This window comes from Glutamicibacter sp. NPDC090743, assembly GCF_044769125.1.
Taxonomy (GTDB): Bacteria; Actinomycetota; Actinomycetes; order Actinomycetales; family Micrococcaceae; genus Glutamicibacter.
The window spans coordinates 177,456-204,168 of record NZ_JBIVXE010000005.1; the positions used below are offsets into that span (position 1 = coordinate 177,456).

A 26,713-nucleotide genomic window follows, 5' to 3' on the forward strand; every position below is an offset into this window, starting at 1 on the left:
CTCCGCAGTGTTCACATCGGTGTTCGCGTCAGTATTCGCATCCGTGTTGGCATCGGTGTTCGCATCAGCGTTATCCGCAGTGTTCACATCGGTGTTCACATCGGTGTTGGCATCGGTGTTCGCATCAGCGTTATCCGCAGTGTTCACATCGGTGTTTGCATCGGTGTTCGCGTCAGTATTCGCATCCGTGTTGGCATCGGTGTTCGCGTCAGTGTTATCCGCAGTATTCTCATCACTGTTCTCAACTACCACGAAGCTTACGGAATCGGTTGATTCGTTCTCGTCCGTTGCAGTAGCTGTGTGGTCACCGGCTGGCACGTTAGGGAACGTGACAGTCCAGTTTCCGTCTCCGTCAACAGTGGTCACCTGATCATTCTGGCCCGGAATCGAAACAGTTACCTCGGTGCCAGCCTCACCGGTACCCGTCACCTCAACTGGGCCAACAGGAAGTACATCACCGTCGATCGGAGTCAGGATATCAACAACGGCCACTGCCGGCGCTTCAGCTGCACGAACTGCTGAGGTGCCTAGGTCAACGCCAACTGCAAGCGCTGTAGCATCAGGCAAGACGTCGATTGCCAGGGCAGTTACGTAGTTAAGCTCTCCCGCTGGTGCCGGAGCCACCATCTGGGCGGCTGCAGGTGCTGCTACAAGGTTGGTAACGTCGGCGCTTGCGATCGTGCCTTGCTCGTTGATGGTGATTTCCAGAACACCTTCAAGCAGTGGCTCGATCGCTCCGTCAATCAGTGGAGCAACCACGTTGGCAACCGCACCATTCAAGGCTTCAGGAAGACCATCGACCACAGCGGTTACTTCCGTCAGAGTCGAATCCAGAATAGCGAAGACCGAATCGACAACAGCATCGAGAACTGCAGTCAAGTCTAGAGTGCCGGAGAGGAGTGACAGGTTGTTGTCTACGGTGAAGGCTTCGCTCTTGCCATTCAGCAGGTCGGCAAGCGAACCGCTTATGTTAATGCCGCCATCAACAACGTCAACGAAGAGAACTTCAGCATTAACATCTGCGGTCAAGGTGAACGTTGCGGCTGCAAGTGCTTCATTCACGGCCGTGGTCAGGTTCGTGACGACCTCGTCAAGCAAGCCTGTCAGCTCGGTGCTGATCTGCTGGGCGATAGCGTCATCCAGCAACTTGGTGTTGGCTGGCTGGTCGTTCAAGCCGCCTTTCAGTAACTTCGAAAGGTCAATATTGACGGTTCCTGCGCCGAGGTTGACGGATACTAGACCCGATTCGGATACCAATTCCTCGGACAGTACACCATTCGCGATTCCTACGACGTCATCCAGTCCGTCGATGGTCAGCTTGGAGTTGGACAGACCGACCTCAGCCACAAGGACATTGAGGTTGATGCCATTGAGAGCAGCAACGAGTTCGGCTACAGTTCCGCCTTCGCCAACCAGGCCATCCAACGCGGTACCGAGTGCGGTCGTGGTAGAAGTTAGGGTTCCATTGAGCTCAGTCAACAGTGGGCTGTGTAGGTCTACGGTTGCCGAAGCAATCTGGTATTCGTGCGTTGGATCCGCGCCATCGAGTCGTTCGGTGGTTGAACCTAGTGCACCCAGCTGCAGTTCAGCAACGTCCAAGACTTCGTTGGTCACGCCGTCCACATTCAGCTGGCCGAACAACTTGGTCAGGTCGATGGTTGCAAGATCGCCGGGCGCCGTGTCCAATGCCAATGCACCGTCTCCATCCAGTACGCCCGCCGAAGCCTTGGCATGGGTTGGAGTGTCAGCGATTGCGAACGACGAGAGCGCGCCGATCTGGCCCAATTCGAGAAGGCCAGATTCATCTTCGCTGATAACTGGAAGGTTGATGGTCGGCAGCGTTAGATCCAGCGCACCGTTAAGCGCAGCTACATTCAACCGGTTCGATTGAGCGTCTGTGGAGCTCGGGTTGGCCGAGAAGGAGTAGCCGGCGTCAGCTACCTCTAGCCCTAGTCCGTCTACATTGATGACCTGTCCGAAAGCTTCTGAATGATCTTCAGGAGCTGCATATGCTGCGGTCACGGTCGGGGCCACGAACAGGCTCGCGACGACTGCGCCAGCTAGCACCGGACGGGCTGCCTTGAGCTTAGCGCCCTTAGCTGGTGGCAAATTATTTGCTTGCACCACTATCCTCCAAAAGTTGGTTGTGATCTAGGAAACCCCAAAGAGCTCCTATTTGACCCTATGCTGGACGAACCCCGGCTCACAGGTTTCTTTCAGCCATTTCTTTGCATACTCAGGTCAAATTTCTTAGCCACGCGGTCAGAATCGATGGCCAGCAGGTAATACTGAGCAGTAATTTAACTTCTTGCCATTAGAGAAAATAACGCACTTACAACAGTTGACCTGAAAATTTACCCAAACAGTGATGTAACAGTATGACAACAACCCCGCAATGCTATCTGTCAAGCCAAGGGATTTGACTAGTTGGCCATAGACTGTGAATCACCTGCTAGCTATCCCCAACTCAGGATGCATTGAGAAGGATTGGCCAGGACAACACCAGTTCGTAGTGATGGAGGATTCTTGTATGTCGCACATCCGCATTCATCTGGCTGATAGTGACCATTTCTCACGGGCCGGGATTGCTGGAGTCTTAGCCGAGGCCAGCGACATGGTGATCGAGCATGTTTCGGATTGCATGTCCGAGGCCGTTCAAGCTGCAACCGAGTTGGAGCCGGACCTCGTCATCCTGGAATCGTCGCTGAATGGGACGGATCTGTATTGCTCGATTCGGGACATCTCCGAGAGTGCACCGAATACCAAGATCGTGGTGTTGGCTGCCCGATACCAGCGGGACGATATCTCCAAGGCCTACGATGCTGGCAGCTCGGGACTGATCTCGAAAAGCTCCATCAGCTCGGAACTGCCCAGCGCATTGCGCATGCTCGCTGCAGGCTACCAACTTTTTGCCCAGCCGTCGGACGGTTGGGAATCGACCGCGAAAATCGTGCGCCGCTCAGGCCAGCAATCCGTCGTGCGCAAGCTCAGCGAACGCGATCGCAGCCTGGTGCGCCTGGTAGCGGCCGGGCTCACCAATTCGCAGATCGCCCGTATCGCGCATATTTCCGAGGGCTCGGTGAAGCTCCACTTGGCGCGCATCATGGAGGAACTGGGCGTCACCAATCGTGTGCAGCTGGCAGTAGTGGCTACAGAATCCGGATTGGTTTCATCTGCAGATCTGCAGATCGCCTGAAACAGAATCGAATCTGGTCAGTACACCGTACGAAGCTGGCTGGCAGGGATCCACATTTCTTCGCCGTCACGGTCAATCTGCCGCCACGCACCCTGGCGCGCAACGATGACCACGGCCGTGTCGGCCGGAAGAATCCGCACTAGCGAGTAATGGTCGCCAGGACCGCGTCTCGCGTTCAATCCGATGGTGGTCAGTGCCCGCTGGTTGGGGACGGCGATCAGCCCGCCCTTGGCTGGACGGGAGGGAATCTCCTGCAGGTACATGCTGGGAACCCAGCCCAGCAATTTGCCGCACTGCACCTGGGACCACAATCCCTGCTGGAGCATCGAACGGACCTTGGACCCCTGGTCAATGACCTTGAGCACCGGATACCCGGTGCCGCTGCCCTTGCGCAGATTCAGCGTTGCCGTCGTAACATGAGTGGCTTCGATCAACGAATAGCGTGAAAGAACTGGCTCGGCCAGCTCATCATCGTCTTCGGCAACTGCCGGCTCGTCAAAGACCGCAGGAATCGCTTCGAGATAGATATTCGGCAGCCAACCGTAGATACGATGCACAAGAACATGCGCCCACGAGCCGTTGACCTCAATCAATACCAGCTCTGTGCCTTGCTCCAAATGGCTCTGCACTACGTAGTGGCGGCCGGCGCCCTTGCGCAGCTTGAGCGAGGCAGTCGTCCGGTGGGTATTGGCAATGGACGACGTCCGAGCCGACTGATGTGGATAGCCCACCTGGTTCACAACCACCTCAAATGAAAAAACTTAGGGAAGCAACCACCGGTTGCTTCCCTAAGTTTATTCCATTTTTAGAAGATGCGTGCTTCGCCGCCTCTTAGGATGCGGAAGAACGCGAGCCGAGCTCTGCATCCAGTCGCAGCAGGCCGCTTCCATCGTTGCCGATCATCCTGACGCGATCCAGGATTTCGCCAACGGTGGCTTCCTCTTCAACCTGCTCATCGATGAACCAGTGCAGCAGCGGCAGGGAGTCGATGTCGCCCTCGGTCTGCGCCAAACGGTACAGCTCGCGAATCGCTCCGGAGACCTTCTGCTCGTGGGCCAAGGAAACTGCGAAGGCATCTGCAACGCTGTTCACATTCACAGTCGGGGCAGGCTGCTCGCCAATCTTCGGGTGGGCCGAGCGGTCGGTCATGTGGGTCATGAACTTTTCCGCGTGCACGATTTCCTCGCCGGCCTGGGCGCGGAACCAGCCAGCAATGCCGGGAAGGCTCAATACGTCCATTTCAACTGCCAGCTGACGGTAAACCGTTGCTGCGGTTAGTTCGAGAGTTACCTGGGTGCTGAAGGCTTCTGCCAGTTTTCCTGTAAGTTCCATGTCATCAGACTAAACCTGTTTTGCCACCTTGTCACCGAAGTTCGGACTCACTTAGTCAAACCTGAATTAGGGAATCATCCCAAGTTGGGATCGAGTTAATGTAGCCGATACTAACCTAACTTAGGCATGCCGATACGATGCTAACCTACTTGCCCAGTCCTGCTCTGCGCAGCGCCTCGGCCATCGCGGTGTTGCCCGGTGCAGCCGGTTTACCCTGCGCGGGCTGGGCCTTGCGGTTCTGCCCAGTGCGGTTCTGGCCAGTGCGGTTCTGGCCCGAGCGCGCCGAACGGCCAGCTCCCGGTCCCTTGCGTTCGCCTGGTCCGGAGTTCCTGGCCTCCGCGCCAGCAGCAGGCAGTTCGTCATCCAGTCGCAGAGTCAGCGAAATGCGCTTGCGCACGGTATCCACTTCCAGCACCTTGACCTTGACAATCTGGCCGGAACTGACCACTTCGCGAGGATCCGAAATGAACTTGCTGCTCATGGCCGAGACGTGGATCAGGCCGTCTTGGTGGACGCCCAGGTCCACGAACGCACCGAAGGCGGCAACGTTGGAGACGGTGCCTTCCATGATCATCCCCGGCTTGACGTCCTTGATGGTCTCGACGCCTTCCTTGAGCGTGGCCGTCACGAATTCGCCACGGGGGTCGCGGGCAGGACGGCGCAACTCGGCAATCACGTCACGAATGGTTGGCTCGCCAAATTGGTCCGTGGCGAAGTCCTGCGGGTTCAGCTCTTCAAGCCGGCGGCCCTGCGCCTCGGCGCTGCTCTGCAGGGTCTTGGCCAGAACATAAGCTTCGGGGTGCACCGAGGAAGCATCGAGTTTCTCCTTGCCGCCGGTAATGCGCAAGAAGCCTGCGCACTGTTCAAAGGCCTTGGCTCCCAGACGCGGTACCTTCAGCAGATCCTTGCGGGTGGCGAAAGGGCCGTTGGCGTTACGGTGATCCACGATGTTGCGGCTCAGCAGCGGTCCCACGCCGGCTACACGGGCCAGCAAGGCAGGGGATGCGGTATTCACGTCGACGCCGACGGCATTCACGCAGTCCTCGACCACCGCATCCAGTGCGCGGTCCAGCTTCGAGGCAGTGACATCGTGCTGGTATTGGCCCACGCCGATGGACTTCGGATCGATCTTCACCAGCTCGGCCAGCGGGTCCTGCAAGCGGCGGGCGATCGATACCGCGCCGCGCAGCGACACATCCATATCCGGCAATTCCTGGCTGGCCAATTCGGAGGCCGAGTAGACCGAAGCGCCGGCTTCCGAGACGATGACCTTGCTGACGCCCTCGCCGCCAAGCACCTTGATGACCTCGGCAGCCAGACGGTCTGTTTCGCGCCCCGCTGTGCCGTTGCCTACCGCAATCAGCGTGGTGCCGTGCTTCTGGGCTAGCTTGGCCAGTACCGCGATGGATTCATTCCATTTATTGGCTGGCGCATGGGGATAGATCGTTGCCGTTTCCACCGATTGGCCGGTCAGGTCCACCACTGCAACCTTCACACCGGTGCGCAGGCCCGGGTCCAAGCCCAGCACGGCCTTGTTGCCGGCCGGCGCCGCCAGCAGCACATCGCGCAGGTTCGCCGCGAAAATCTTCACCGATTCATCTTCAGCGGCTTCGAACAGGCGTGAGCGCAGGTCTGATTCAAAGCGGGTCAGCAGGCGGGCTTTCCACGCCAAACGCACGGTCTGCGCAATCCATTTGGCAGCAGGCGCACCGGTGGGAACGTTCAGCCCCAGGGAGGAGGCGATAGCGTTCTCGTAGGCGCTGCGCGCTTCGTCCAAGGCCTGTTCGTCGCGTGGATCAGCTTCAGCGAGCTGCAGATTCAGCACGCCTTCGCGTTCACCGCGCAACAGTGCCAGGACCCGGTGCGATGGCAAGCGATCAAGTGGTGCCACATAGTCCAGATAATCGGAGTACTTTCCCTGGCCCTCTGCGGTGGCGCCCGAGGCGACGCTGGCACCGATCTTGCCGGTGTTCCACAGGCGTTCTCGCAGTTCACCGGCGAGAACGACATCCTGGGATACGCGCTCGGTCACGATGGAACGCGCGCCGGAAAGCGCATCTGCGTCGGTGGCAAATCCTGCATCCGGGTTCAGGTAGCCGGCAGCCGCCTGCACCGGATCCGTCATTGGGTCCGCGAGCAGCAGATCGGCCAAGGCTTCCAGGCCAGCCTCGCGGGCAATCTGGGCCTTGGTGCGGCGCTTGGATTTGAATGGCAGGTACAGGTCTTCGAGTTCCGCCTTGGTGCTGGCGGCGCGAATCGCCTCGGCAAGCTGGTCGGTCAGCTTGCCGGCTTCGGCGATGGCTTCCAGTACAGCTGCGCGGCGGTCTTCCAATTCACGCAGGTAGCGCAACCGTTCTTCGAGCAGGCGCAGCTGGCTGTCGCTGAGCATGCCGGTAACCTCTTTGCGATAACGGGCAATAAAGGGAACGGTGGATCCGGAGTCCAGGAGCTCGATCGCTGCCTTGACCTGCCAGGGGGCTACCGCGGATTCCTCGGAGAGTTCCCGGGCCAGTTGGGCAATGATTTGCTGCCCCGTTGCGCTGTCATTTGCGGTGTTCTTCTGCTCGCTAGTCACCGATCCATTGTGCATCATGCCATCCGATCTTCAGATGATCGACTCGGTTGGCATTCAGCAGAAACTCAATCTCCATGGCTATGATTTATTGTTATGGGGATTGAGAAAGTTCGAAAAGCAACAGCGCTCGTTGCGATTTCGTGTATGGCTCTATTGAGCACCGGATGCGCATTTGTTGAAGACACCGCGGCCGACGCGGCTAACCAGCTGACCGATGCAGCGTCCAAGGAAATCGTGCGCCAGGCCTGCGCACCGGTACAGGACGGCACCATTGACGCTAGCGAACTTCGTGTCCTCTCGTCCATTGTGAAGTCGGTCCAGGGCGGTGGCCTGCCGCAAGACTTGGTCGATGTGCTCCAGGAGCTCGCCAATTCAGGAGACCAAGCACCCGAAGCGCTGCAGCAGCGCCTGATCGGGATTTGCGACGAGGCTACGGTTTAGCAGCTTCAACGGCACTAGCCATCTGCTGATTTAGAATTTTCCCATGGTCGAAATTCCAAGAAGCGGCAAAGTACGTCTCGATGCGTGGCTGTGGTCAGTACGCATCTACAAGACCCGTTCGTCCGCGACCACTGCTTGCCGTGCCGGACATGTTCGCTTGAACGGCGATCCGGTGAAGGCTTCGCAAACCGTTGTCTCCGGTGATCGCATCCGTGTGCGCAAAGACGGTTTCGACCGCGAGCTGGAAGTCAGCGGGCTGATCTCCAAGCGCGTCGGCGCGCCAGTTGCCGCAAAATGCTACATCGACCACACCCCGCCGCGCGAACGCCTGGTCATTCCCCAGGTACCGATCCGCGAACGCGGCGCCGGCCGGCCCACCAAGAAGGACCGCCGCGAAATGGATCGCTTGCGGGATTCCTGGCAGGCCCCGGATCCAGGTCCTGATCTGTCCTAGGACAGCACGATCGCCGGAACGTCCGACTGGAATTCGAAGATCTGCGCGTAGAAGGCCAATGAGCTTTCCAACGCCTTGATGATGTTCTCCGACTTCCTGAACCCGTGCTGTTCTCCTTCGAAGAGAATGTAGGCATGGGCAATGCCGCGTTCGGCCAGCGCGTCCGCCACGATCTGGGACTGCGCCGGCGGCACCACCTTGTCTTCATCCCCCTGCAACAGCAATACGGGGCAGGAAATCTTCGCCACGTGATTGATTGGCGCGCGCTTCTCGTACAGATCGGCAGCTTCCGGGTACGGTCCGACCAACGTGAACATGTACTGCGATTCGAAGTCGTGGGTGTCCTGCACCAGGCCCACCAGATCCGAAACACCGTAGCGGCTGATGCCCGCGGTGAAGGCATTGGAGAAGGTCAGCGCGCACAGCACGGTCCACCCGCCGGCGCTGCCGCCTTCGATGCCGATGCGTGCGGGGTCGGCAATGCCCTGCGCTACCAGCGCGTTGACCACCGCGACGGTATCGGCAACATCGACTACGCCCCAGGAGCCGCGCAGGCGGTTGCGGTATTCGCGGCCATAGCCTGTGGAGCCGCCGTAGTTCACATCGACTACCCCGATCCCGCGCGAGGTGTAATAGGCAACCGTGGCACTGAGCGTCGGGGAAGCCTGGCTGGTCGGGCCTCCGTGCACGAAGGTGACGAAGGGCGGCAGTTCGCCCTCCATCCCTGCGTAGCCTTCCTGGGAAGGCCGGTAGAGCAACGCGTGGACGGACTGGCCGGCGAGGTTCTTGCACTCGAACTCTTCAACCTCCGGAAGCACCGCTGGATCCGGCAGCTGCGCAATCGCACGGGTCACCGGGTGGTGTTCCAAGGTGTCGAGGTTGATCAAGGTAATTTCTTCGCCCTGGGTCATCGAGGACGTGCCGGCGAGCAGCCACCCGTCACGCAGCGCGAACGGGCGGATGCCGGTGAATGGCAGCGTGAGGTCTTCCAATCCCCCGGTGTCCGCGTGCAAGCGTGCCAGCTTGGTGGTGCCGGTGCCGTAGGAGCACAGCAGGGTGCGGGCGCTTTCTGCCAGGTACCATCGCGTGCCCACCTGCCAGAGCGGGCCGGCGAATTCTGCGGCACGGTCAACCAGCCGGGTGGTGCGTGCCGAGCTGTCCTGGTAGAGGTAGGGGTTCCACCAGCCACTGGCATCGGAGATGAAAGCCAACTGGTCATCATCGAGCCATTCCGGCTGCATGACCGAGACTTCTGCTCCACCGGCAATGACGGTGTCCTCCAGTACGCCTTCTTCGGTGAAGTCAGCCAGGTGCAGCTCGGTGGAGTCCCACGGCATATTCGGATGTTCCCAGCTGATCCAGGACAGCCGGGTTCCCGCGGGGTTCAGCCGTGGCGCTGCAACGAATCGCGCCGGGGCGCTGAGGATGCGGATCTTGCCCGGGTCCTCGGCTGCGCTGCCGTCCAGGGGAACTTGCACGATGTGGCGTACCGGTTCTGCCCGCAGGTCTTCCATGATGGCCAGGATGCTGCCTTCTGGACCAGGGGTGAATTCGGCGAAGCGCAGCTGCGGGTCTGCGTCGACTCCGCTGGCGGGGGTCAGGGCCGCGGCATCGTGCTCCCCTACGGTTTGCCGGTAAACCCGCTGGTCAGCGAAGTTCGCAAAAACAATTGCCGAGGTGCCGCCCTCGATGAGCATCCAGCTGGAGCCACCGTATTCGTGGACCCGGGAGCGCACGTTGAATGGTGCCTGGATGAGCTCTGCACCGGCAGTGCCGTCGGTGCCGTATTCCATCAGCGTGATGCGCCCGCCTTCGGCAGGACGGCCTTCCTGGACAATGAGCTTGTCCGAGAAGAAGCAGGCTCCGCCCAGCGGCTTGGTTCCGGCAGCGACGTCATGCGCGGAAATCGATGATGGCCATGATCCAAAGGGTAAGTGCGTAGGCATATTCTTGATCCTAGCGATCTTTATGACTCATAACGACCCTCGACAAGCATCAATCCGATGCGCTTGGATTGATCCATGACTAGATACGCCGTATTCCTGCGCGGGGTGAATGTCGGTGGGGTCAAGGTCCTGATGAAGGACCTGGCCCAGCTGCTTCTCGCTGCTGGTTTCACCGACGTGAAAACCCTTTTGGCCAGCGGCAATGCGGTGCTCAGCGCATCCAGTTCTGATCCGTTGGAAGTCCAGGAGCACTGCAATGCGGTTCTGGCCGGGCACTACCAGCGGCCGATTCCCACGCTTGTCTGCACCGTCGCGGAAATCCAGCAGCTGTCCCAGCCCTTCCCGCTGCCCTTGCCTGATCCGGCCAGCGAACACCATGGCTACTTCACGCTCTGCGAATCGGCTGAGGATGCCCAAGCGGTGGGCGCCGCTATCCAGGGACTCGCTGGGCCAGGAGCCTATCTGGTCCAGGGCCGTGCCGTAGCGTGGATTGTCCGCAAGGGCGAAAGCACCGCGAATCCCATCGGGAAGCTCATGGCCGCACAGGCAAAGCAACGCATTGTGACGACCCGTAACCACAACACCTTGGTCAAGCTCGCCAAGATTCTTGGCTGAGATCGCCGGTGAGCAATAATTGAGCCTTGACCCACTGATTGACCTGCAAAAGGCCCGGAATGTACATCCTGATCGAGCTCATTGGCATTTTCTTCTTCGCCGTCGCGGGTTCATTGATGGCCGCGCGCCGTGGCTTCGATCTGCTCGGTTCGGCCTTCCTCGGCGGGGTCTGCGGTCTGGGCGGCGGAGTGGTGCGGGATTTGACTCTCAATCAGTCCCCGGCGACTTTCGCGCATCCGGTCTACTTTGTGCCTCCGGTGCTCGCGGCGCTGTGCGTCTACGCGTTTACCCCCGCGGTGCAGAAGCTGCACCGCCTGGTCCAGCTATTCGACGCGGCAGGCCTGGGCCTGTTCTGCGTCACCGGTACGCTCAAGGCCCTGGAACACGACTTCAATCCGGTCACCGCGGTCCTGCTTGGTGTCATCACCAGCGTAGGCGGCGGCTTGATGCGCGATGTCATTTCCAACGTCACCCCTGATTTGTTCAACCCGCGCGATATCTACGCGTTGGCCGCCATGGTGGGTGCCGCGCTCACCGCCGTGGCCTGGCATCTGGGGCTGATGAACGTTCCGGTGGGCGCCGGCATTGCCGCCTTGGCTTTTGCCATCCGCGTGGCTTCCATCCGCTTCGGCTGGTCGGTCCCGTTGGCCGCGGGCCATTGGCATCGCTCCCGCCCCACGCCACCGTCCAGCGAAGGTCCGCAGCGCCACTTCTAGTCGATGCGCTCGAGCTTGCCCAGGTCCTCGGTGCCTGGCGAATCATCTTCGATGGTGCGCGGCGGGTTGATGATGATCGCGCCGACCAGCATCACGATGACGCAGCCGCCGAGCATCGAAAAGGCCGCACCCCATGAATCGGTGGCTTTCTGCACCACGCCGAAGAGCATGGGAACCACCGCGGCACCGGCATAGCCAAGGCCCTGGGCGAAGCCCGAGAGCACGCCTGAACCGTAGGTTGTGCGCGAGCGCAGGTTCATCATCAGCAGCGCAATGGCGAAGGTGCCCTGCCCGAGGCCAGCCAGGCAGATCCACAACGCAGTGTTCTGCGTTGGCGACAGATAGATGCCAAGGTGCCCGGCAATCCAGCACGAGGTGAAGACCAGGACTGCAATGATCGGGTGCTTCAGCCGAGGCACCCAGAGCGGAACCAGCAGGCTGACCGGCAGGCCGAGGATCGCGAAGAGCGCCAGCATGTTGCCAGCTGCCATTTCGTCGAGGCCGCGGTTCTGCAGGTAGGGCGGAAGCCAGGTGAAGTAGACATAGGTCTGCGCCGAGTTCCCGGCCAGGAAAATTGCCAGACCCCAAGCCACTTTGGACTTCCAGGGGTTGATCTTGGCGATAGGCTGCGGATGCCCGCTGGCGTGGACGGGATTATCCGGGCGCTGTGTCCCGCGGTCGGCAACCAGCTGCACCAGCCATGGCACCAGCACGATGCCCGACAGGGCGGCCCAGGAACCAATGGAGATCTTCCAGTCGCTGAGATTGGCCAGTGGAACAGAGAACTGAGGGGCCATCCAGGTGCCGATGGCCAGCATCGTGACGTAGCCGCTGGTGACCATGCCGATACGGTCCGGGAAGTACTTCTTGACCAACGGCGGCAGCACCACATTGCCCATGCCGTAGCCAGCCAAGGTGATGATGGACAGGGCGAGGAAGGAATAGACCTCGGGCATGAAGATCCGCGCGACCTGGCCGATGACAGCTAGGCCCAGCGAGATCATCAGGGTTTTTTCCAGGTCGAAAGCCTTGATCAACCGCGGAGTGAGCAGGCCGAAGACTGCGAAAGCAATGGGCGCGAGCATCGCCAGCAGGCCGGTGGTGAACTCGGTGAACGCGATATCCGCTTCAATGCGGGAGAGCAACGGGGAAACTGACACCACTGCGGCGCGCAGGGACAGTGCCAGCAGCAGGATGCCAAGCAGCGCTCCAACTCGTCCTCTGATTGGAGAAGCAACGCTCTTGTTCTTCATTGATTTCTACCTGCTCGCTATTCGTTGAGGTTTCCCAACTTTTTTATTCTCGAGACCAACTCTAGTAAGCGATTGAGCTCGCCATCAAAATTGCGTTCGTACCAAGTCCCGGGCAGGGCCAGGTTCGCGTAGAGCCCCTCGCCGGCGAGCATCACCAGATGCGCGATGTCCTTGCTGCCGACTTCATCCAGAATGCACCGGTACCAGCGCTCATTGGTGCTCTCGATTTTTTCCGTCGCGGCTTTGACCCCGGCCTGGGCCAGGCGTTGCAGGGCCACCAGGTGCCGATCCAATTCGGTATCGACTTCCGCGCTGGTGCGCACGTAATAAACGGACGCCCCTTCCGCCGAGGTGCGCATCCCCTCGACATCACGGGCAACATGTTCCTCCGCGGCCTCGATGACCGCGTCCGCCAGCGCATCCTTGGAGGCGAAGTGGTAGAGCAGGCCGCCCTTGGAGACCCCGGCGCGTGCGGCCGTGGCATCCAGCGTGGCTGCCCGCTCCCCCTCTTCGCACAAGAGCGCGATATAGGCGTCAAGCACTTTGCCGCGGGCAGCAGGTGGGCGAGCCATAGTTCTCCGTTCCAAGGTGTAGTTCGTGATCGATCTGACTTTACCAACAATTGTAACTATACCGTCTAGACGGTACAGTTAACAATTGCGGGCAAATCGCCGCGCATTCCACTACCTATCCAAGGGCGAACGTCATGACCTCGAATATCTCCGAACGCGTTACAGTGCTCAGCAAGCCGCGCCGTTGGGCGGCACTGGTGGTCCTGCTGTTCCCTGTACTGCTCATTTCCGTCGACAACACCGTACTCTCCTTCGCGGTCCCGGCAATCACCGGAGCCCTGTCCCCCTCGGGGAACCAGCTGCTGTGGATTATCGACATCTACCCGCTGATCCTGGCCGGGCTGCTGGTCCCCATGGGTTCACTGGGCGACCGCATCGGCCGGCGCAAGCTGCTGCTGATCGGTGCGACCGGCTTCGCGCTGGTTTCCGCCCTCGCCGCTTTCGCCACGGATGCCACCCAGCTGGTGGCAGCCCGTGCCCTACTTGGCGTCTTCGGCGCAATGCTCATGCCGGCCACGTTGTCCTTGATCCGCAATATCTTCATGGATGATACCGAACGCCGGACCGCCATTGCGGTGTGGGCGGCGGCCTTCTCCGGCGGCGCTGTGCTTGGCCCCATTGTCGGCGGCGTGCTGCTCGAGCACTTCTGGTGGGGCTCGGTCTTCCTGATGGCCGTGCCAATGCTCCTGCCCCTGCTGATCGGCGGCATGATCCTTGTTCCCGAATCCAAGGACCCGAACCCGGGCCGCGTGGATCCGTTCTCGATCCTGCTGGTGGTCTTCACCCTCCTGCCTTTTGTCTACGCCATCAAGACTGCGGTAACTGCCCCGTGGTACTTCTCGGCCGCGGCCATCGTCCTGGCCATTGTCTGCGGTGCGGCTTTCGTACGCCGGCAGCTCAAGGCCGAACAGCCGATGCTCGATGTCCGCTTGTTCAGCAACGCACTGTTCTCTGGCGCGTTGATGGTCAACCTGATCGGCATCTTCTCGCTGGTGGGCTTCATCTACTTCGTCTCCCAGCATCTGCAGCTCATTGCAGGGTTCTCCCCGCTGGTGGCGGGACTGTGGATGACCCCGGGCCTGGTGCTGACCATGGGCTTCGGATTGCTCTCGGTGGCGCTCTCGCGCCGTTTCGGCACGCCGAACATCATGGCCATCGGCCTGATCCTCTCCGCGGTCGCCTACCTGCTGGTGATCCTGGCCGGGGAGGGATCCAATTCCTTCCTGCTCATGACCGCGTTTGCTGTCCTCGGTACGGGAATCGGCATGACCGAGACCTTGTCCAATGACATGGTGCTCTCCGCAGTCCCGGCTTCCAAGGCCGGCGCGGCATCGGCGATCTCGGAAACCGCCTACGAAGTGGGCTCGGTACTGGGCATTGCAGTGCTCGGTACCATCCTGAATACGGTCTACACCTCGCGGTTGCTCGCGCCCGGCTCGCTGACCGATGCCCAGCTGCAAACTGCCGGCGAGACTTTGGGCGGAGCGCACCAGGTCGCCGCCGATTTGAATGCCGCCGATGCGCAAGCGCTGCTGGGCTCCGCAGCCATGGCCTTCGACCACGGAGTCCTGCTGACTTCCGGCATCGCCGCGGCGTTGTCCCTGATCGCTGCCGTGGTCGTATTCCGCGTCATCAAACCGGCATTTCGGTGAACTCGGCTCACCGCTTAACCAAATTTCTGATTAATTGGTTCAAAGTTATTCATTTGTCGTCACCAAACACGTAGGCTAGGCAATGTAGTTCCAAAGTAATTCGCGAAGTACCCGTTAGAAGTTTGTGAATGTCGTACCACCTCGGTTGACGCGAGCCCCCTTCTAGACGTGAAGTGAATGACTTGGCTGCTTCGCATTATCCGTCTTCCATCCTGGAATTCGGAGGGTGCGCAGATTACAACCAAGCTCGCCAACTAAACCGGCGAGAAACGTCTGAAAGGACCAAATAAGAAAATGGCAACCGGAATCGTCAAGTGGTTCAACGCTGAAAAGGGCTTCGGCTTCATCGCTCCAGACAGCGGCGATCCAGACGTCTTTGCACACTTCTCTGCAATCCAGACCCAGGGTTTCCGCACCCTGGACGAGGGCCAGAAGGTGGAGTTCGAAGTTGTTGAGGGTCCAAAGGGTCTGCAGGCTGCAGACATTCGCGCTCTCTAGAGAAGGTCTTTGGCGCTAACGCCAGACTTAGCCAGGGAACGGCTATCCGCACTGCGGATAGCCGTTCCTTGCGTTTGAGGCGGAAATTACTGGAATACTTCCCGTACGCCACCGGTTGTACCCAGTGTGAAGCTATCTATTCTGGATCTTGCTCCGGTTGAACCCGGGACAACTATTTCCGACTCTTTCAAGTCCTCCGTCCGCTTGGCGCAAACTGCAGAACGCCATGGGTATGAACGCGTCTGGTACGCGGAACACCACAATATGCCCACCATTGCTTCCAGCGCGACCTCGTTGCTGATCAGCCACATAGCCCACCACACCGAGAAGATTCGCCTCGGCTCAGGCGGCATCATGCTGCCGAACCACTCCCCCCTGGTGATCGCCGAGCAGTTCGGCACGCTGGCCGAAATCTACGGCGACCGCATCGATTTGGGCTTGGGCCGTGCACCGGGAACCGACATGACCACCCTGCGTGCCTTGCGCCGCGACCCGTCGGCCGCCGATTCCTTCCCGCACGATGTGCTGGAGCTGCAGTCCTATCTCGCCGGCGAATCCAGGGTTCCTACCGTTCAGGCGACCCCGGGAGCAGGAACCAACGTTCCGCTGTACATCCTGGGTTCCTCGCTCTTCGGTGCCAAGCTCGCCGCCCAGCTGGGACTGCCGTATTCCTTCGCCTCGCATTTCGCACCGGCTGCGCTGCATGAAGCGATCCGCATCTACCGCGAGGAGTTCACCCCCTCAGAGCAACTGGCTGAACCGTATGTCATTGCCGGCGTAGGCGTGCTGGCTGCGGAAACGGCTGAACGAGCGCATGAACTGCTGGACGTTGCCAAGCGCCATCGCGTGGCAAGCTTCATCGGCCGTTCCGCGAAGAAGGAATTCACCGAAGCGGAGATCGATATGCTCATGGATACTCCGCAGGCGCAGCAGATCCTGGACATGATGCGCTACACCGCGGTTGGCACCGGAGAACAGGTTGCCGAATACCTGCGCCACTTCGCTTCGGCAGCTCAGGCAGATGAACTGATCACCATCCATTACCCCACCGAGGAGCACGCTCGACTCGAATCGGTGATGATTACCGCCGAGGCCTGCCAGCTGGCTAGCGACCGGTAATTCTGATCCAGCGCTTGGCTGCCATCAGCAGCAGCGCAACCAGAGCGAGGGTCAAGCAGAATTCCACGCCAATATAGGCGTAATGCCATAGCGATCCGCCATCGGAGACTCCTGCAAGCACCGCATCGGTACGCGCAGACAGACCCGGGCGGATCGCTGCGGTTTTAATCAGCAGCAATAGGCCGACCAGCCCTACGCCCCAGCCCCAGGCCTTGCCGGCAGCGCGCTTGGCCGACCCGGCCACCAGGGCAATGAAGAAGATGACCTCGACCATGTTCATTGCGAAGAAGACGCGGCGTCCAATGCCCAGTCCCAGGGGAATGGTGATTCCGGGTGCGGTGAATTTCAGTGGTGCCTCGATGAATGAAATGCCGATGATCAGGCCGAGCCACAGTGCAGGAATGTAGATGCGTGCAGCCACGGCCCACTGTGCGCCGCGGCTAGCAGGCGCTGGAAGTGGACTAGTCATGCCTCCACAATACGCCCGGTTCTAGCGTGCTTTGCGCAGTCCTGCCAGTGCCCAGACGGCTAGCGCTGCCGCCACCACGGCGCAGCCGATGGAGAAGACCAGGATGCTTTGCTGCTGCCCGAAGACCCCGACGGCCCAGCCCAGCGCGATGACTGGAACAGCACTGCCCAGGTAGGTCACCAGGTATATGGTGGACACGGTTTGGGCATGCTGCTTGTCGTTGACTGCGTCCACCGCTTGAGCGAAGGCAGTGCGGAAGGCCATGCCCTGGCCCAGGCCCACGAAAACCAATGCCGCGATGGCCCATGGCAGCTGGCGATGCTCGGCAGCCACGGCCAGCACTACGGTGGAGGCCGCCATCAATCCCAGACCGATAGGCAGCAAGGCCTTGCCGCCGCGCACGACCAGCTGCGACAGGGCGGATATGCCCAATGGCAGGCCGGCAATCAGGCCAATGACCAGCACCGAATCCAGGCCAAAGGCCTGGGCGAAGTAGCCAGGTGCCAAGGACAGCACGAAGCCGAAGATGGCGAAGCTCAAGAAGCCAACGAGGGCAGCGAGCCAGAACGGTGCCCGGGCCGAGCTGGGGACGCCCAAGCGGCGTGGGGCCAGGGCCTTGCTTCGCTGTCCGCGCTCAGCCAGCGCAATGGCCGGACGGGCCTGCAGGGTGCTCAATGGGACCAGGACCAGCAGCAGCAAGAACGCCTGCACCATGAACACGGTAGTGCGCCCGCCAGGCAGATGAGCCAGCAGTCCGCCCAAGACCGGTCCGAAGGCGACACCGCCCGATGAGGCCAAGAGGGTGAAGCGCGAAGCCCACTCAGGCCGCGCAGGAAGAAGTTCACGCAGGGCCGCGGCGCTAGCACCGGTAGCCAGCGCGACACCGGCGCCCTGCAAACCACGGCCAAGGCACAGTTCCAGCAGGTTGCCGGCCGATCCGAAGACCAGGGTTCCAGCGAAAGAAACAACGACCGCGATCACCAGCGCCGCACGGCGTCCGATATGATCCGACCAATGCCCCACGGTGGATAGGAAGAGCATCAGCGAACAGACGTAGCTGGCAAAGGCCACGGTGGTTCCCATGGCGCCAAGGTGCAATTCGGATTGGAGTGCCGGATACAGCGGGGTGGCCAGGTTGGCTCCGACCAGCAGCAGGAAGCTGACGGACACGGTGATCACCAGTCGAGCGGTCAGCCCGGGGTTCCAGGAGAGTACGCGATGGTTCATAGGCTGCATGCGCAGCTCGCTGATAACCGACAAATTCACTCCCGGGATCAAAGTAGTCCAGACCAGCTGGGCACGAAGAATGCCCAGAAAGAGTTTTTACCGGTGGGGCCACTCGCTGCCCCACCGGTTAGTTGAGCGTTCTGCTTGCGTTTGTCTACTACAACAGAGCGTTCACTCACTAATATCCGCCTGCTGAAAGCAACGAGAGAGATTTCTTGCTAGCATTTGAGCAGATTGTTCAAAATTTTGTCCCCGCAGATAACCCGGAGTGAGCATATAGTGCGATTAGACGATGTAGACCTGAAAGTGCTGCTCGCACTGATCAAGGATCCCCGCATCCAAATCTCTGAACTCGCAGATGAGGTCGGTGTTGCGCGCAACACAGCTCAGTCGCGATTGCGCCGTTTGCAGCGCGCCGAAATCCTCCGCGACGGCGGCCGCGACATCGATCTGAGCAAGCTCGGCTACGACGTCCTGGCCTTCGTGACGTTGGAAGTGAACCACCGCGATCTGGATACCGTGGTCACTGCGCTGCGCCAGATCCCCAGCGTGCTGGAAATCCACGAGACCTCCGGACGTGGCGATCTCTGGGTGCGGCTCATCGCCACCGACACCCACCAGCTGCAATCAGCACTGCGCCAGATCCTGCGCGTCAAGGGTGTCACCCGTTCGGAAACAACCTTCGCGCTCCATACGCACCTGGCCTACCGTGCCGCTCCCCTGCTGGAGCACTATGCCGAACATGACCACTGAGAAGTCATTCACTGTCAGCTGCAGAAAACAAGTCTTTCGTTTCCCGAAGCAGCGTCCTACTCTGGTGATACGAGAAGTCACGAGGTAAATCCCCGGCTTCCGGCGGATCCCTCGTATTCGACGAAGGAGTACGCAATGACGAAGGATTTCGACACCACAGAATTTGCGCCGGAGTTCGGCAACGACATCTACGAACCGGATGACGGACGCGATTCCCAGGCTTATGAGGGCTCAAGCGACATGCCGGAAACCATGCGCAACCTCGACCCGCTGGCACAGCGCAATTACCTCTACGACGATGACCTGGAAACCGAAGACCAGCTCGACAACGAATTCGCCGCAGACGATGACGACGACGAGGAAAGCACAGAGCTTGATGACCTTGAGGACGAACTCTAGGCCGTGGGCTAAGCAAATCTTTGGCTAAAGGCCATAGACTTTAGAAGTGATTAATCCAGTTCATCTGCGCACATTGCTCGAAGTGGTGGCGCATCGTTCCTTTGCCACGGCTGCAACCCGCTTGGGCTACACGGCCAGCGCTGTCTCCCAGCAGATGACAGCGTTGGAGCGAAGCACCGGTACCACGCTGTTCCTGCGCGGCGCACGCTCCATCACCCCGACACCAGGCGCCCTGCGCATGGTGCGCCACGCCAAACGGGTGCTCACCGACCTCGACGCCCTCATGGCAGACGTCGCCACCATCTCCACCGAAGCTACCGACCTTGAGGAAATCAAGCTTGGCATCTTCCCCTCGCTGGCGACCTACGCGCTGCCGCAGATCCTTAAGGCACCGGATTGGTCCTCCTTGGGCATCAACCTGCGCCTGTGGATCGGCGAACCCCAGCAAACTGTCGCAGGCCTTGGCACCGGCGGCGACCTCGACCTCGCACTGATCTTCCAGGTGGGACCCGGCGGACTGTCGTGGCCAGCGTCCCTGGAGCGCACCTGGTTGGGCGATGACCAGTTCCGGGTAGTGATCCCGGCGTCCTGGCCCATCGCTGAAGACGCCCAGCTGACCGTGGACCAGTTGGCCGAATGGCCATGGATCTTCCACCACCCGGGCACCTCGGATGCCACCTTGATTTCGCGCTTGTTCTCTTCCTACAACATCCACCCGCAGGTGGCTGCCTACTGCGACGACTTCAATGCGTCGCTGAGCCTGGTTTCCTCGGGACTGGGCGCCGCCCTGGTTCCCGATCTGGCCATGGCCAACGCTCCGGAAGGCATCCGCATAGTTGATGCCCCCGAGATTCGCCTGGCCCGCTCCATCTTCGCGTTGAAACCGGAGAATTCCAAGAAGCCGAAGGCCGCGCTGGTATTGGACCGGCTCGCCCAGGTGCTCTCCCGCTGATTCGTTGCGCCGCGGCGCCACTGGTGCCTGCATCCGTCCCAAGAAAGAGGAATGTCCCGGTGGAGAACCAGACACCTGCATCTTCCAGCGATCGCGTAGTCATCGCGGCCGTGCATGGCCCAATCGGCCACATCGAGCTGAACCGTGCCAGCAAGCTCAATGCATTGACCCTGGAAATGCTCACCGAGCTGGGCCGGGTGCTGCGTGCGTGGGCCGTGGACCCGTTGATTTCGCTGGTGCTGCTCACCGGCCGCGGCGAACGCGCCTTCTGTGCCGGCGGAGATATCGCCGATTTCCACGCAGCAGTCACCACCGGACGCCATCAGGACTTCGTCGATCTGCTAGCGAGAGAATTCGAACTGGATTACCTGATCTCCACCTATCCCAAGCCCCTGATCACCTTGGCCCATGGCATCACCATGGGTGGGGGCATCGGCTTGGCCTCGCACGCACCGGTGCGCCTGGTGACCGCGAACGCCACCATGGGAATGCCCGAAGCGAAGATCGGCTACACCCCGGATGTGGGAGGCAGCCACCTGCTGGCCAGCGCGCCGGGCCACTTCGGCGAGTTCTTTGCAATGAGTGCGCAGTCCTTCACCGGTGCCGATGCCGTACTTCTCGGTTTTGCCGATGCCGTTGTCACCGAGGACTTCGCCCAGAACATCCTCGATGAGCTCGATGAGTTCGCGGGGCTGAATGCCGGAGAGATCGCGGCGGCTATCGAGGTCATGCACGGTGCGCCCGAGTCCTTCGCCTTGGAACTGGACCGCGGCTGGATCGATCATGCTTTCAGTGCCGCCACCCCGCAGGAAGTCTTGGCACGCTTGGAGCAGATGGTCCATCCTTCGGCGCAGCGTGCCGCGCAAATGCTGGCAGCGAATTCCCCGACCAGCGTAGCCAGCGCGTTCTACAACGTGCGGGCTGCGCGTGAGGAGCAGGACCTGCGTTCGGCCTTGGACCGCGAACTGCGCCTGGCCCGCTACCTGATGCACCGTGCCGATCTTGCCGAGGGCATCCGTGCCCAGGTCATCGACAAAGACCGCAACCCCACGTGGATTCCGGCTTCGCTGGAGGAAGTGGACCACGAGGCGTTGCGGTCTCTGGCTGCTGATTCGGAAGGCTAGCTGTCAGCTCCCGGCTTGCCTTCTGGCCGGGTGACATCTGCATGTACCGGGCGCACCTTGGCTGAATCCCTGGGCTCGATGCGCGGGGCGTTCACTGCATCGGCTGGTTCGCGAACCACCGATGGGGTGATATCCACGCTCTTGGGTGCCGCGTAGTCCAGCGGTGCGTGCTCGCCGAAGTGGTCCGCGTCGGCTTCATTCCAGTCTTCCATCCAGGAACCTGGAATATCCTCGAGCAGCTCGCCGGGACGCAACCACTGGAACAGCGAGGCGTAGGAGCGAGTGGACTGCAGGTTCACCCGGCGGCGCAGCATCCGGGTGTTCAGCTGCTCCGGGCTGGTCAGTCCCATCGATGCCATGATCTGCGCGCATTCGGTGACGGTCAAGCGATGGTAGTTGTAGACGCGGTGGCCCTTGTCCTCCACATCCAGGGCACGCATCAGGCGCTTGTTCTGCGTGGCTACGCCTACGGGGCAGTGGTTGGTGTGGCACTGCTGGGCCTGGATGCAGCCGGTGGCCATCATCATGGAACGCGCCGAGAAGGTGAAATCCGCTCCCTGGATCAGCCGCTTGATGATGTCGGAGCCGTTGGCGACCTTGCCTGCCGCGGCGAGGCGGATTTCGTCGCGCAGTCCGGCACCCACCAAGGTGTTGTGCACCAGCATCAAGCCTTCGGTCAGCGGGGCGCCAACATGGTCCTCGTATTCCAGCGGCGCAGCTCCGGTGCCGCCTTCAGCGCCATCAATGGTGATGAAGTCCACCAGGATGCCGGTTTCCAGCATGCCCTTGCACAGGGCCATGACGTCGGTGCGGGAACCAACGCAGAACTTGATGCCCACTGGCTTGCCACCGGAGAGGTCGCGAAGCTTCGCTACGAAGTGCATCAATTCGCGCGGGGTGGAGAATTCTGCGTGGCTGGCCGGTGAAATGCAGTCCACGCCCATCGGGACATCGCGGGCCTCGGAGATTTCCGCGGTGACCTTGGCCGCCGGCAGCACGCCACCGAGCCCGGGCTTGGCGCCCTGGGAGAGCTTGATGGTGATGCCCTTGACTTTTTCATGGTTCGCCTTGGCAGCGAAGGTTTCGGGGTTGAAGCGGCCCTGCTCGGTACGGCAGCCGAAGTAGCCTGAACCGATTTCCCAGAACAAGTCCGCCCCGTATTCCAGGTGGTACTTGGTCAGCCCGCCCTCACCGGTTTCATGGACGAATTCGCCCATCGCGGCGCCCTTGTTCATCGCCAGCACCGCGTTGGCAGAAAGCGAGCCGAAGCTCATCGAGGAGATATTCATCAGCGAAATCTCATAGGGCTGCGAGCACTGGCTGGACCCCACCCGTACGCGGTGCTGCGATGCCACGGGGGCTACCGGAGCTGCCGAATGCAGCAGGTATTCGTGGCCGACTTCATTGACATTCAGCTCCGTGCCGAAAGCCTTATGGCTATCGGCGCCCTTGGCCCGCGCGTAGATCAGCGAGCGGGTGTCGCGGTTGAAAGGACGGCCATCGGTATTGCGCTCAATGAAATACTGCTGGATCTCGGGGCGGATGAATTCGAAGAGGTAGCGGGCGTGCCCGACAATCGGGAAATTGCGCAGGATCGCATGCTTCTTTTGCAGCAGGTCCCTGATGCCCAGAATCACCAGCAAACCGGTGAGCACGACGAGGATCCACCACACCCATTCCCCGGAGGTGCCGGCCAGGATTGCGGTCACCACGAAGCCAGTGAATAGGACAGCCAGGAACAGGAGAACCACTATTCGCATCATGATGCGAGCCTAGTACCTCCCCGCTGCCTTGTCAGTTCCATCCATTGGGCGAGGCGTGGATCAGCTTGGCAAAATCCGGTCCGCTTCGCGCACGGCCATGCGGGAGAACAAGGATTGCCCATCGGCCAATAGCGCTGGCGCCGCACCGCGTTCCAGCACCACTCCTTCATGGAGCACCAGCACGTTCTGCGCCCGGGCCAGGATCGATAGCCGGTGGCTGATCATCAGCACCGCCATCCCTTCACCGCGGCGGCGTTCCACTGCTTCCAGGACCAGCTGTTCGCTGCGTGCATCCAGGGCGCTAGTGGATTCATCGAGGATCAATACCGCGGGGTTGCGCAGCAGCGCCCGGGCCAGGGCCACGCGTTGGCGCTGGCCACCGGAAAGCCGGGCAAAGCGATCCCCCAACCGGGTCTGCAATCCGGCCTTCTGCTGGCGCAGCCAGGGGCCCATGCCCAGCTCGTCGAGGACCTGCTCCATCTCGGCGTCGCTGATCCCTTCCGCACCCAGCAAGAGGTTCTCGCGCAGCGTTCCACGGATCATCACCGCCTCTTGTGAGACCAGGATGATCCGGGTGCGCAGCTGCGCCAAGCTGGCGGCCTCCAGCGGCACATCGCCGAAGCTGGCGGTGCCGGCAGCTTCCACCGAGCGCACCAGGGCTGCCGCGACCGACGATTTGCCGGAGCCGCTTTCGCCCACCAATGCGAGCAGGGAGCCTGGTTCCAGCTCGAAATCCACGCCGCGAACTACCCGATGGCGCTCGAAGGCAACCGACAGATCCGCCACGCGCAAGGTGCCGGAAGCAGGAAGGGGAACCGGGTTGGCGGGTTCGGAAACCGGATGGCTGGTTATCGCCGTGGCGTACAGCCGGCGAGCGCTGGCCAGCGAATCCTGCAGGCCCAGGATGAACCCGTCTACCGCGCGCACCGCTTCATAGGAAGGGACCAGAGCACAGCACAGCACGATCAGCGTGCCGAACTGCCCGGCGGTTCCCAGCAGGACAAAGAGCGCGAGCAGGCTGCCCCAGACCACCAGCTGGGTCAGCGTGGCCCGTACCGCGCTCACGGTTCCGGCCGAGCGCGCCGCTTGCCGGCTTTCGTGCAGGCTTTCGCGCATCCGCGCCATGACGGGTTTGCCGGCATTGAATCCGTGAATCACGTCGATGCCGGCAAGCGCGTCGGCCAGTAGCTGGTTCTGGGTGCCGCGAGCACTGGCGGTGGCCCGCGCGGTACGGCGCAGGGCGCCGACGCCAAGGGCCGGGATGGCCAGCCCGATCAGCACGTAGCCGGCGAGCAGCACGAGGGCCGGTTGCATGCCGAATACCGCCCAGGTTCCCCAGGTTGCCAGGCCGCTGACTGCCACTGCCGCCACCGCCGGGGGCAGGGTGTGGGCGAAGAACACTTCAACCTTGTCGATGTCGCTGGTGGCCTTGGCGAGCATGCCGCCGGAATTCTTGCTGTCCGCGGCGAATGGCGCTTGGCGTTCAAATGCCTGGTACATGCGGTTGCGCAGCCGCGCCAGAGACAGGAAGGCCACCCGGTGCCCTACATACTGCTCCAGGTAGCGCACCGCCCCCTTGGCCAGCCCCAGCAGGATGACCACGGCGATCAGCGGTCCCCAGCCAAGGTCCAGAGGCAGCTGCGCACCGCCCAGGTGCAGGGCTTTGGCCAGGCCGAACCCGGCCACAGCGTAGATCCCCAGCGAAGCCAGGCGAGTGGCGCAGGCCAGCACGCAGGCCAGCAGCAGCGGCGGGAGCAGGTCCTTGGTGCTGCCAATCAGCCAGGCGACGGTTTTGATCGTGGAGATTTTCTGCGTGCGCATTAGTTCCCCTCCCCCCGCTGGCTCCGGCCACTGGCATGCAGCGCATCAGCGCGTTGGCGGAATCCGTCCATGGCTTCCTTGAGATAGCCGTCGGCGGCCAGCAGCTCGTCACGGCGTCCGGCCTGGATGAGCTGCCCGTGGTCCATGACCAGCACGTAGTCGTAGTCGGCCAGCAACCCCAGCCGGTGGGTGACGGTGATGACCGTGGTGCTGCGGTCCAAGGAGCGCAGGGTCCCGAGCACGTCCGCTTCGGTCTTGACGTCCAAGGCGCTGGTGGGCTCATCGAGCAGCAGCACGGGACGCTGCGCCAGCAGGGCGCGGGCCAGCGACAGGCGTTGGGCCTGGCCGCCAGAAAGCCGTGCCCCGCCCTCGCCCAGGCGTTGCGCCAATCCCCCGGGTTGCGCCTCGAACCACGCTCCCATGCCGACCTGGCGCAGCGCCAGGAGCAGTTCGCCGTCGGCAGCCTGGGGCGCACCGAGCAGGAGGTTCTCGCGCAGGCTCATGCCGAAGAGCGTGGCGTGCTGTTCCACTACGGCGGTATTGGCCTTCAAGGTTGCCGGGCCCATGGCTTGCCGGGCATCGCGGATGGTGCCGGAGGAAGCTTCGAGCTGGCCCTGGAGCACGCGCAGCAGCGTCGTCTTGCCGCTGCCCGAGGGGCCGATGATGGCAGTACGCGAACCGGCCGGGAAATGCCAGGAAATTTTGTCCAGCGCGTGGTGCCCGCTGTCGTAGCTGGCGCTGACTTCTTCCAGGATCAGATCGCGGTGGCGCAGGTCCACGTGCAGCGGATTGGCCATGGAACGGTGCATGGGGATGTCGGCGACTTCGGCCAGTTTCTTCTCGGCAGCCTTGCCGGTCATCCCGATGTAGAAGAAGCTGCCGACGTAGTTGACCGGGGCGAGCATCAGGAAGCTCAGGATCACCAGCGACAGGGCAGAACCCGGGGTGATGGCCCCGGAGCTGGCGCGCCACCAGGCCAGCAGGGTGGCACTGGCGAGCAGCAGCACGGCGAAGCTGGAATCGATGACCAGCAAGATCAACTGGTTGCGGGCCAGCAGCTTCATCACTTGCTGGCGTACGCGTTCGGTGGCCTGCTCGATGCGCGATCCCATCCACCGGCTGCCGCCGTTGAGCCTGAGCATGCCCAGCGAGCGCAGTGCGTCCAGGAAGGTCGCCGAAAGGATGCCCTGGGCTCGGCGGTACTCGCCGTTCGAGGAGCCGAAGCGCCGCTGGAAGCCCAGGACGATGACCGGGACCAGCGCGGTGGGAACCAGCAGCACCAGTGCGCTGAGCGGATCGATGGCAAAGGCGATGAAGCACAGGATCAATACCGGGGTGGCTACCGCGGAGATGGCCGGGCCGATGAAGCTGGAACGGTATTTCACGGACCGCTCCACCGAGTCCATCGCCGCATGCAGCAGCTCCCCGTCGCCGGAGGCGCGCACCGCCAGCGGGCCGATGGACAGATAGTGCTTGAGCAGCTTCATGCGGTGGTACTCGATCAGGTCGAGGCTATTGCGCGAGATCACCACCGGGATCAAGAAGGTGGCAACCGCCATGATCAGCAGTTCGCCGAAGGCGCTGGCATACCATTGGGTGCCCAGCGGCCGATGGGCCATGAGTTCATCCAGGCCTTGGCCCACGACGATCACCAAGCCGGCGGTTCCAGCCGCGGCACTGAGGCTCAGTGCCACCACGATGGCTGTTGCAGCCGAAAATATTCCAAAGACCCTACGCACCCTCCTATCCTAGGGCAGAGCCCACCGGCAGTTCCGCGCCGTGGGGCTTGCCGGCAAGGCTGGGCCGTGAAGCGTCATACATTGCCCGTGATGCGCG

24 protein-coding genes are annotated in these 26,713 nt (G+C 61.5%); 12 read left to right on the forward strand and 12 right to left on the reverse strand.

What is annotated here, in order from left to right; all coding sequences use genetic code 11:
- On the reverse strand, window positions 1–2,124 hold a 2,124-nt coding region (locus ACIQTS_RS11760; protein ID WP_402473486.1), incomplete at its 3' end, for a choice-of-anchor G family protein.
- A gap of 406 nt (window positions 2,125–2,530) precedes the next feature.
- On the opposite strand from ACIQTS_RS11760, the gene ACIQTS_RS11765 reads away from it, so the two are divergent.
- Window positions 2,531–3,196 carry a LuxR C-terminal-related transcriptional regulator gene (locus tag ACIQTS_RS11765; RefSeq protein ID WP_402473487.1) on the forward strand — a complete coding sequence of 222 codons (666 nt, stop codon included), beginning with the start codon at window positions 2,531–2,533 and terminating at the stop codon, window positions 3,194–3,196.
- Between the two features lie 17 nt (window positions 3,197–3,213).
- On the opposite strand, the gene ACIQTS_RS11770 is transcribed toward ACIQTS_RS11765, so the two are convergent.
- The 3 genes from ACIQTS_RS11770 to ACIQTS_RS11780 all read right to left on the reverse strand — a co-directional run bounded on the left by ACIQTS_RS11770 (window position 3,214) and on the right by ACIQTS_RS11780 (window position 7,118).
- The gene (locus ACIQTS_RS11770) at window positions 3,214–3,927 is read right to left on the reverse strand and encodes an SH3 domain-containing protein (protein ID WP_402473488.1); all 714 of its coding nucleotides are present in this window, start codon (window positions 3,925–3,927) and stop codon (window positions 3,214–3,216) included.
- A gap of 100 nt (window positions 3,928–4,027) precedes the next feature.
- On the reverse strand, window positions 4,028–4,528 hold the full coding sequence (locus tag ACIQTS_RS11775; protein ID WP_402473489.1) for a ferritin: 501 nt from the start codon (window positions 4,526–4,528) through the stop codon (window positions 4,028–4,030).
- A 145-nt stretch (window positions 4,529–4,673) separates the two neighbouring features.
- Entirely contained in the window at window positions 4,674–7,118 is a 2,445-nt protein-coding gene (locus ACIQTS_RS11780) for a Tex family protein (protein WP_402473612.1), read from the reverse strand.
- A 129-nt stretch (window positions 7,119–7,247) separates the two neighbouring features.
- On the opposite strand from ACIQTS_RS11780, the gene ACIQTS_RS11785 reads away from it, so the two are divergent.
- Window positions 7,248–7,544, forward strand: coding sequence for a hypothetical protein (locus ACIQTS_RS11785; RefSeq protein ID WP_286172318.1), 297 nt, complete (start codon window positions 7,248–7,250; stop codon window positions 7,542–7,544).
- 43 nt (window positions 7,545–7,587) lie between these two features.
- Window positions 7,588–7,998 carry an RNA-binding S4 domain-containing protein gene (locus ACIQTS_RS11790; RefSeq protein WP_133834871.1) on the forward strand — a complete coding sequence of 137 codons (411 nt, stop codon included), beginning with the start codon at window positions 7,588–7,590 and terminating at the stop codon, window positions 7,996–7,998.
- Here ACIQTS_RS11790 and ACIQTS_RS11795 read toward each other — a convergent pair.
- Window positions 7,995–9,944: a prolyl oligopeptidase family serine peptidase gene (locus ACIQTS_RS11795; protein WP_402473490.1), complete on the reverse strand. Its 1,950-nt coding sequence runs from the start codon at window positions 9,942–9,944 to the stop codon at window positions 7,995–7,997. The genes ACIQTS_RS11790 and ACIQTS_RS11795 overlap by 4 nt on opposite strands.
- A gap of 75 nt (window positions 9,945–10,019) precedes the next feature.
- Here ACIQTS_RS11795 and ACIQTS_RS11800 point away from each other — a divergent pair, with 75 nt between their 5' ends.
- Together ACIQTS_RS11800 and ACIQTS_RS11805 are read left to right on the forward strand one after the other, a co-directional pair.
- On the forward strand, window positions 10,020–10,559 hold the full coding sequence (locus tag ACIQTS_RS11800) for a DUF1697 domain-containing protein (protein WP_400289611.1): 540 nt from the start codon (window positions 10,020–10,022) through the stop codon (window positions 10,557–10,559).
- A gap of 59 nt (window positions 10,560–10,618) precedes the next feature.
- The gene (locus tag ACIQTS_RS11805) at window positions 10,619–11,275 is read left to right on the forward strand and encodes a trimeric intracellular cation channel family protein (RefSeq protein WP_402473491.1); all 657 of its coding nucleotides are present in this window, start codon (window positions 10,619–10,621) and stop codon (window positions 11,273–11,275) included.
- On the opposite strand, the gene ACIQTS_RS11810 is transcribed toward ACIQTS_RS11805, so the two are convergent.
- Entirely contained in the window at window positions 11,272–12,528 is a 1,257-nt protein-coding gene (locus tag ACIQTS_RS11810) for a CynX/NimT family MFS transporter (protein ID WP_402473492.1), read from the reverse strand. The genes ACIQTS_RS11805 and ACIQTS_RS11810 overlap by 4 nt on opposite strands.
- Window positions 12,529–12,545: 17 nt before the next feature.
- Complete coding sequence (locus ACIQTS_RS11815) at window positions 12,546–13,100, reverse strand: TetR/AcrR family transcriptional regulator (RefSeq protein WP_105658857.1); 555 nt, start codon at window positions 13,098–13,100, stop codon at window positions 12,546–12,548.
- Window positions 13,101–13,234: 134 nt separating this feature from the next.
- Here ACIQTS_RS11815 and ACIQTS_RS11820 point away from each other — a divergent pair, with 134 nt between their 5' ends.
- From ACIQTS_RS11820 to ACIQTS_RS11830, 3 genes are all read left to right on the forward strand, one after another.
- Window positions 13,235–14,752 (forward strand): MFS transporter, encoded by a 1,518-nt coding sequence (locus ACIQTS_RS11820; RefSeq protein WP_402473493.1) that lies wholly within the window; start codon window positions 13,235–13,237, stop codon window positions 14,750–14,752.
- A gap of 294 nt (window positions 14,753–15,046) precedes the next feature.
- Entirely contained in the window at window positions 15,047–15,250 is a 204-nt protein-coding gene (locus tag ACIQTS_RS11825) for a cold-shock protein (protein ID WP_013349999.1), read from the forward strand.
- 126 nt (window positions 15,251–15,376) lie between these two features.
- On the forward strand, window positions 15,377–16,369 hold the full coding sequence (locus tag ACIQTS_RS11830; RefSeq protein ID WP_402473494.1) for an LLM class flavin-dependent oxidoreductase: 993 nt from the start codon (window positions 15,377–15,379) through the stop codon (window positions 16,367–16,369).
- Here the strand turns inward: ACIQTS_RS11830 and ACIQTS_RS11835 are convergent.
- On the reverse strand, window positions 16,356–16,838 hold the full coding sequence (locus ACIQTS_RS11835) for a hypothetical protein (RefSeq protein ID WP_402473495.1): 483 nt from the start codon (window positions 16,836–16,838) through the stop codon (window positions 16,356–16,358). The two genes, ACIQTS_RS11830 and ACIQTS_RS11835, sit on opposite strands and share 14 nt — an antisense overlap.
- Window positions 16,839–16,859: 21 nt before the next feature.
- Complete coding sequence (locus tag ACIQTS_RS11840; RefSeq protein ID WP_400289598.1) at window positions 16,860–18,104, reverse strand: MFS transporter; 1,245 nt, start codon at window positions 18,102–18,104, stop codon at window positions 16,860–16,862.
- A 237-nt stretch (window positions 18,105–18,341) separates the two neighbouring features.
- On the opposite strand from ACIQTS_RS11840, the gene ACIQTS_RS11845 reads away from it, so the two are divergent.
- From ACIQTS_RS11845 to ACIQTS_RS11860, 4 genes are all read left to right on the forward strand, one after another.
- A complete protein-coding gene (locus ACIQTS_RS11845; RefSeq protein ID WP_133834920.1) occupies window positions 18,342–18,818 on the forward strand; it encodes an Lrp/AsnC family transcriptional regulator in 477 nt (158 codons plus the stop codon).
- A gap of 135 nt (window positions 18,819–18,953) precedes the next feature.
- Window positions 18,954–19,217 carry a hypothetical protein gene (locus ACIQTS_RS11850; protein ID WP_402473496.1) on the forward strand — a complete coding sequence of 88 codons (264 nt, stop codon included), beginning with the start codon at window positions 18,954–18,956 and terminating at the stop codon, window positions 19,215–19,217.
- A 46-nt stretch (window positions 19,218–19,263) separates the two neighbouring features.
- Window positions 19,264–20,169, forward strand: coding sequence for a LysR family transcriptional regulator (locus tag ACIQTS_RS11855; RefSeq protein ID WP_105658862.1), 906 nt, complete (start codon window positions 19,264–19,266; stop codon window positions 20,167–20,169).
- Between the two features lie 59 nt (window positions 20,170–20,228).
- Window positions 20,229–21,293 (forward strand): enoyl-CoA hydratase/isomerase family protein, encoded by a 1,065-nt coding sequence (locus ACIQTS_RS11860; RefSeq protein ID WP_402473497.1) that lies wholly within the window; start codon window positions 20,229–20,231, stop codon window positions 21,291–21,293.
- Here the strand turns inward: ACIQTS_RS11860 and ACIQTS_RS11865 are convergent.
- From ACIQTS_RS11865 to ACIQTS_RS11875, 3 genes are read right to left on the reverse strand one after another with little or no spacing between them, the layout of a single operon-like run.
- The gene (locus ACIQTS_RS11865) at window positions 21,290–23,056 is read right to left on the reverse strand and encodes an FMN-binding glutamate synthase family protein (RefSeq protein ID WP_402473498.1); all 1,767 of its coding nucleotides are present in this window, start codon (window positions 23,054–23,056) and stop codon (window positions 21,290–21,292) included. The two genes, ACIQTS_RS11860 and ACIQTS_RS11865, sit on opposite strands and share 4 nt — an antisense overlap.
- A gap of 60 nt (window positions 23,057–23,116) precedes the next feature.
- Window positions 23,117–24,877, reverse strand: a complete 1,761-nt coding sequence (locus ACIQTS_RS11870) for an amino acid ABC transporter ATP-binding/permease protein (RefSeq protein ID WP_402473499.1) — start codon at window positions 24,875–24,877, stop codon at window positions 23,117–23,119.
- The gene (locus tag ACIQTS_RS11875; RefSeq protein ID WP_402473500.1) at window positions 24,877–26,616 is read right to left on the reverse strand and encodes an ABC transporter ATP-binding protein/permease; all 1,740 of its coding nucleotides are present in this window, start codon (window positions 26,614–26,616) and stop codon (window positions 24,877–24,879) included. The genes ACIQTS_RS11870 and ACIQTS_RS11875 overlap by 1 nt, the downstream gene beginning before the upstream one ends.
- Between the last annotated feature and the right edge of the window lie 97 nt (window positions 26,617–26,713).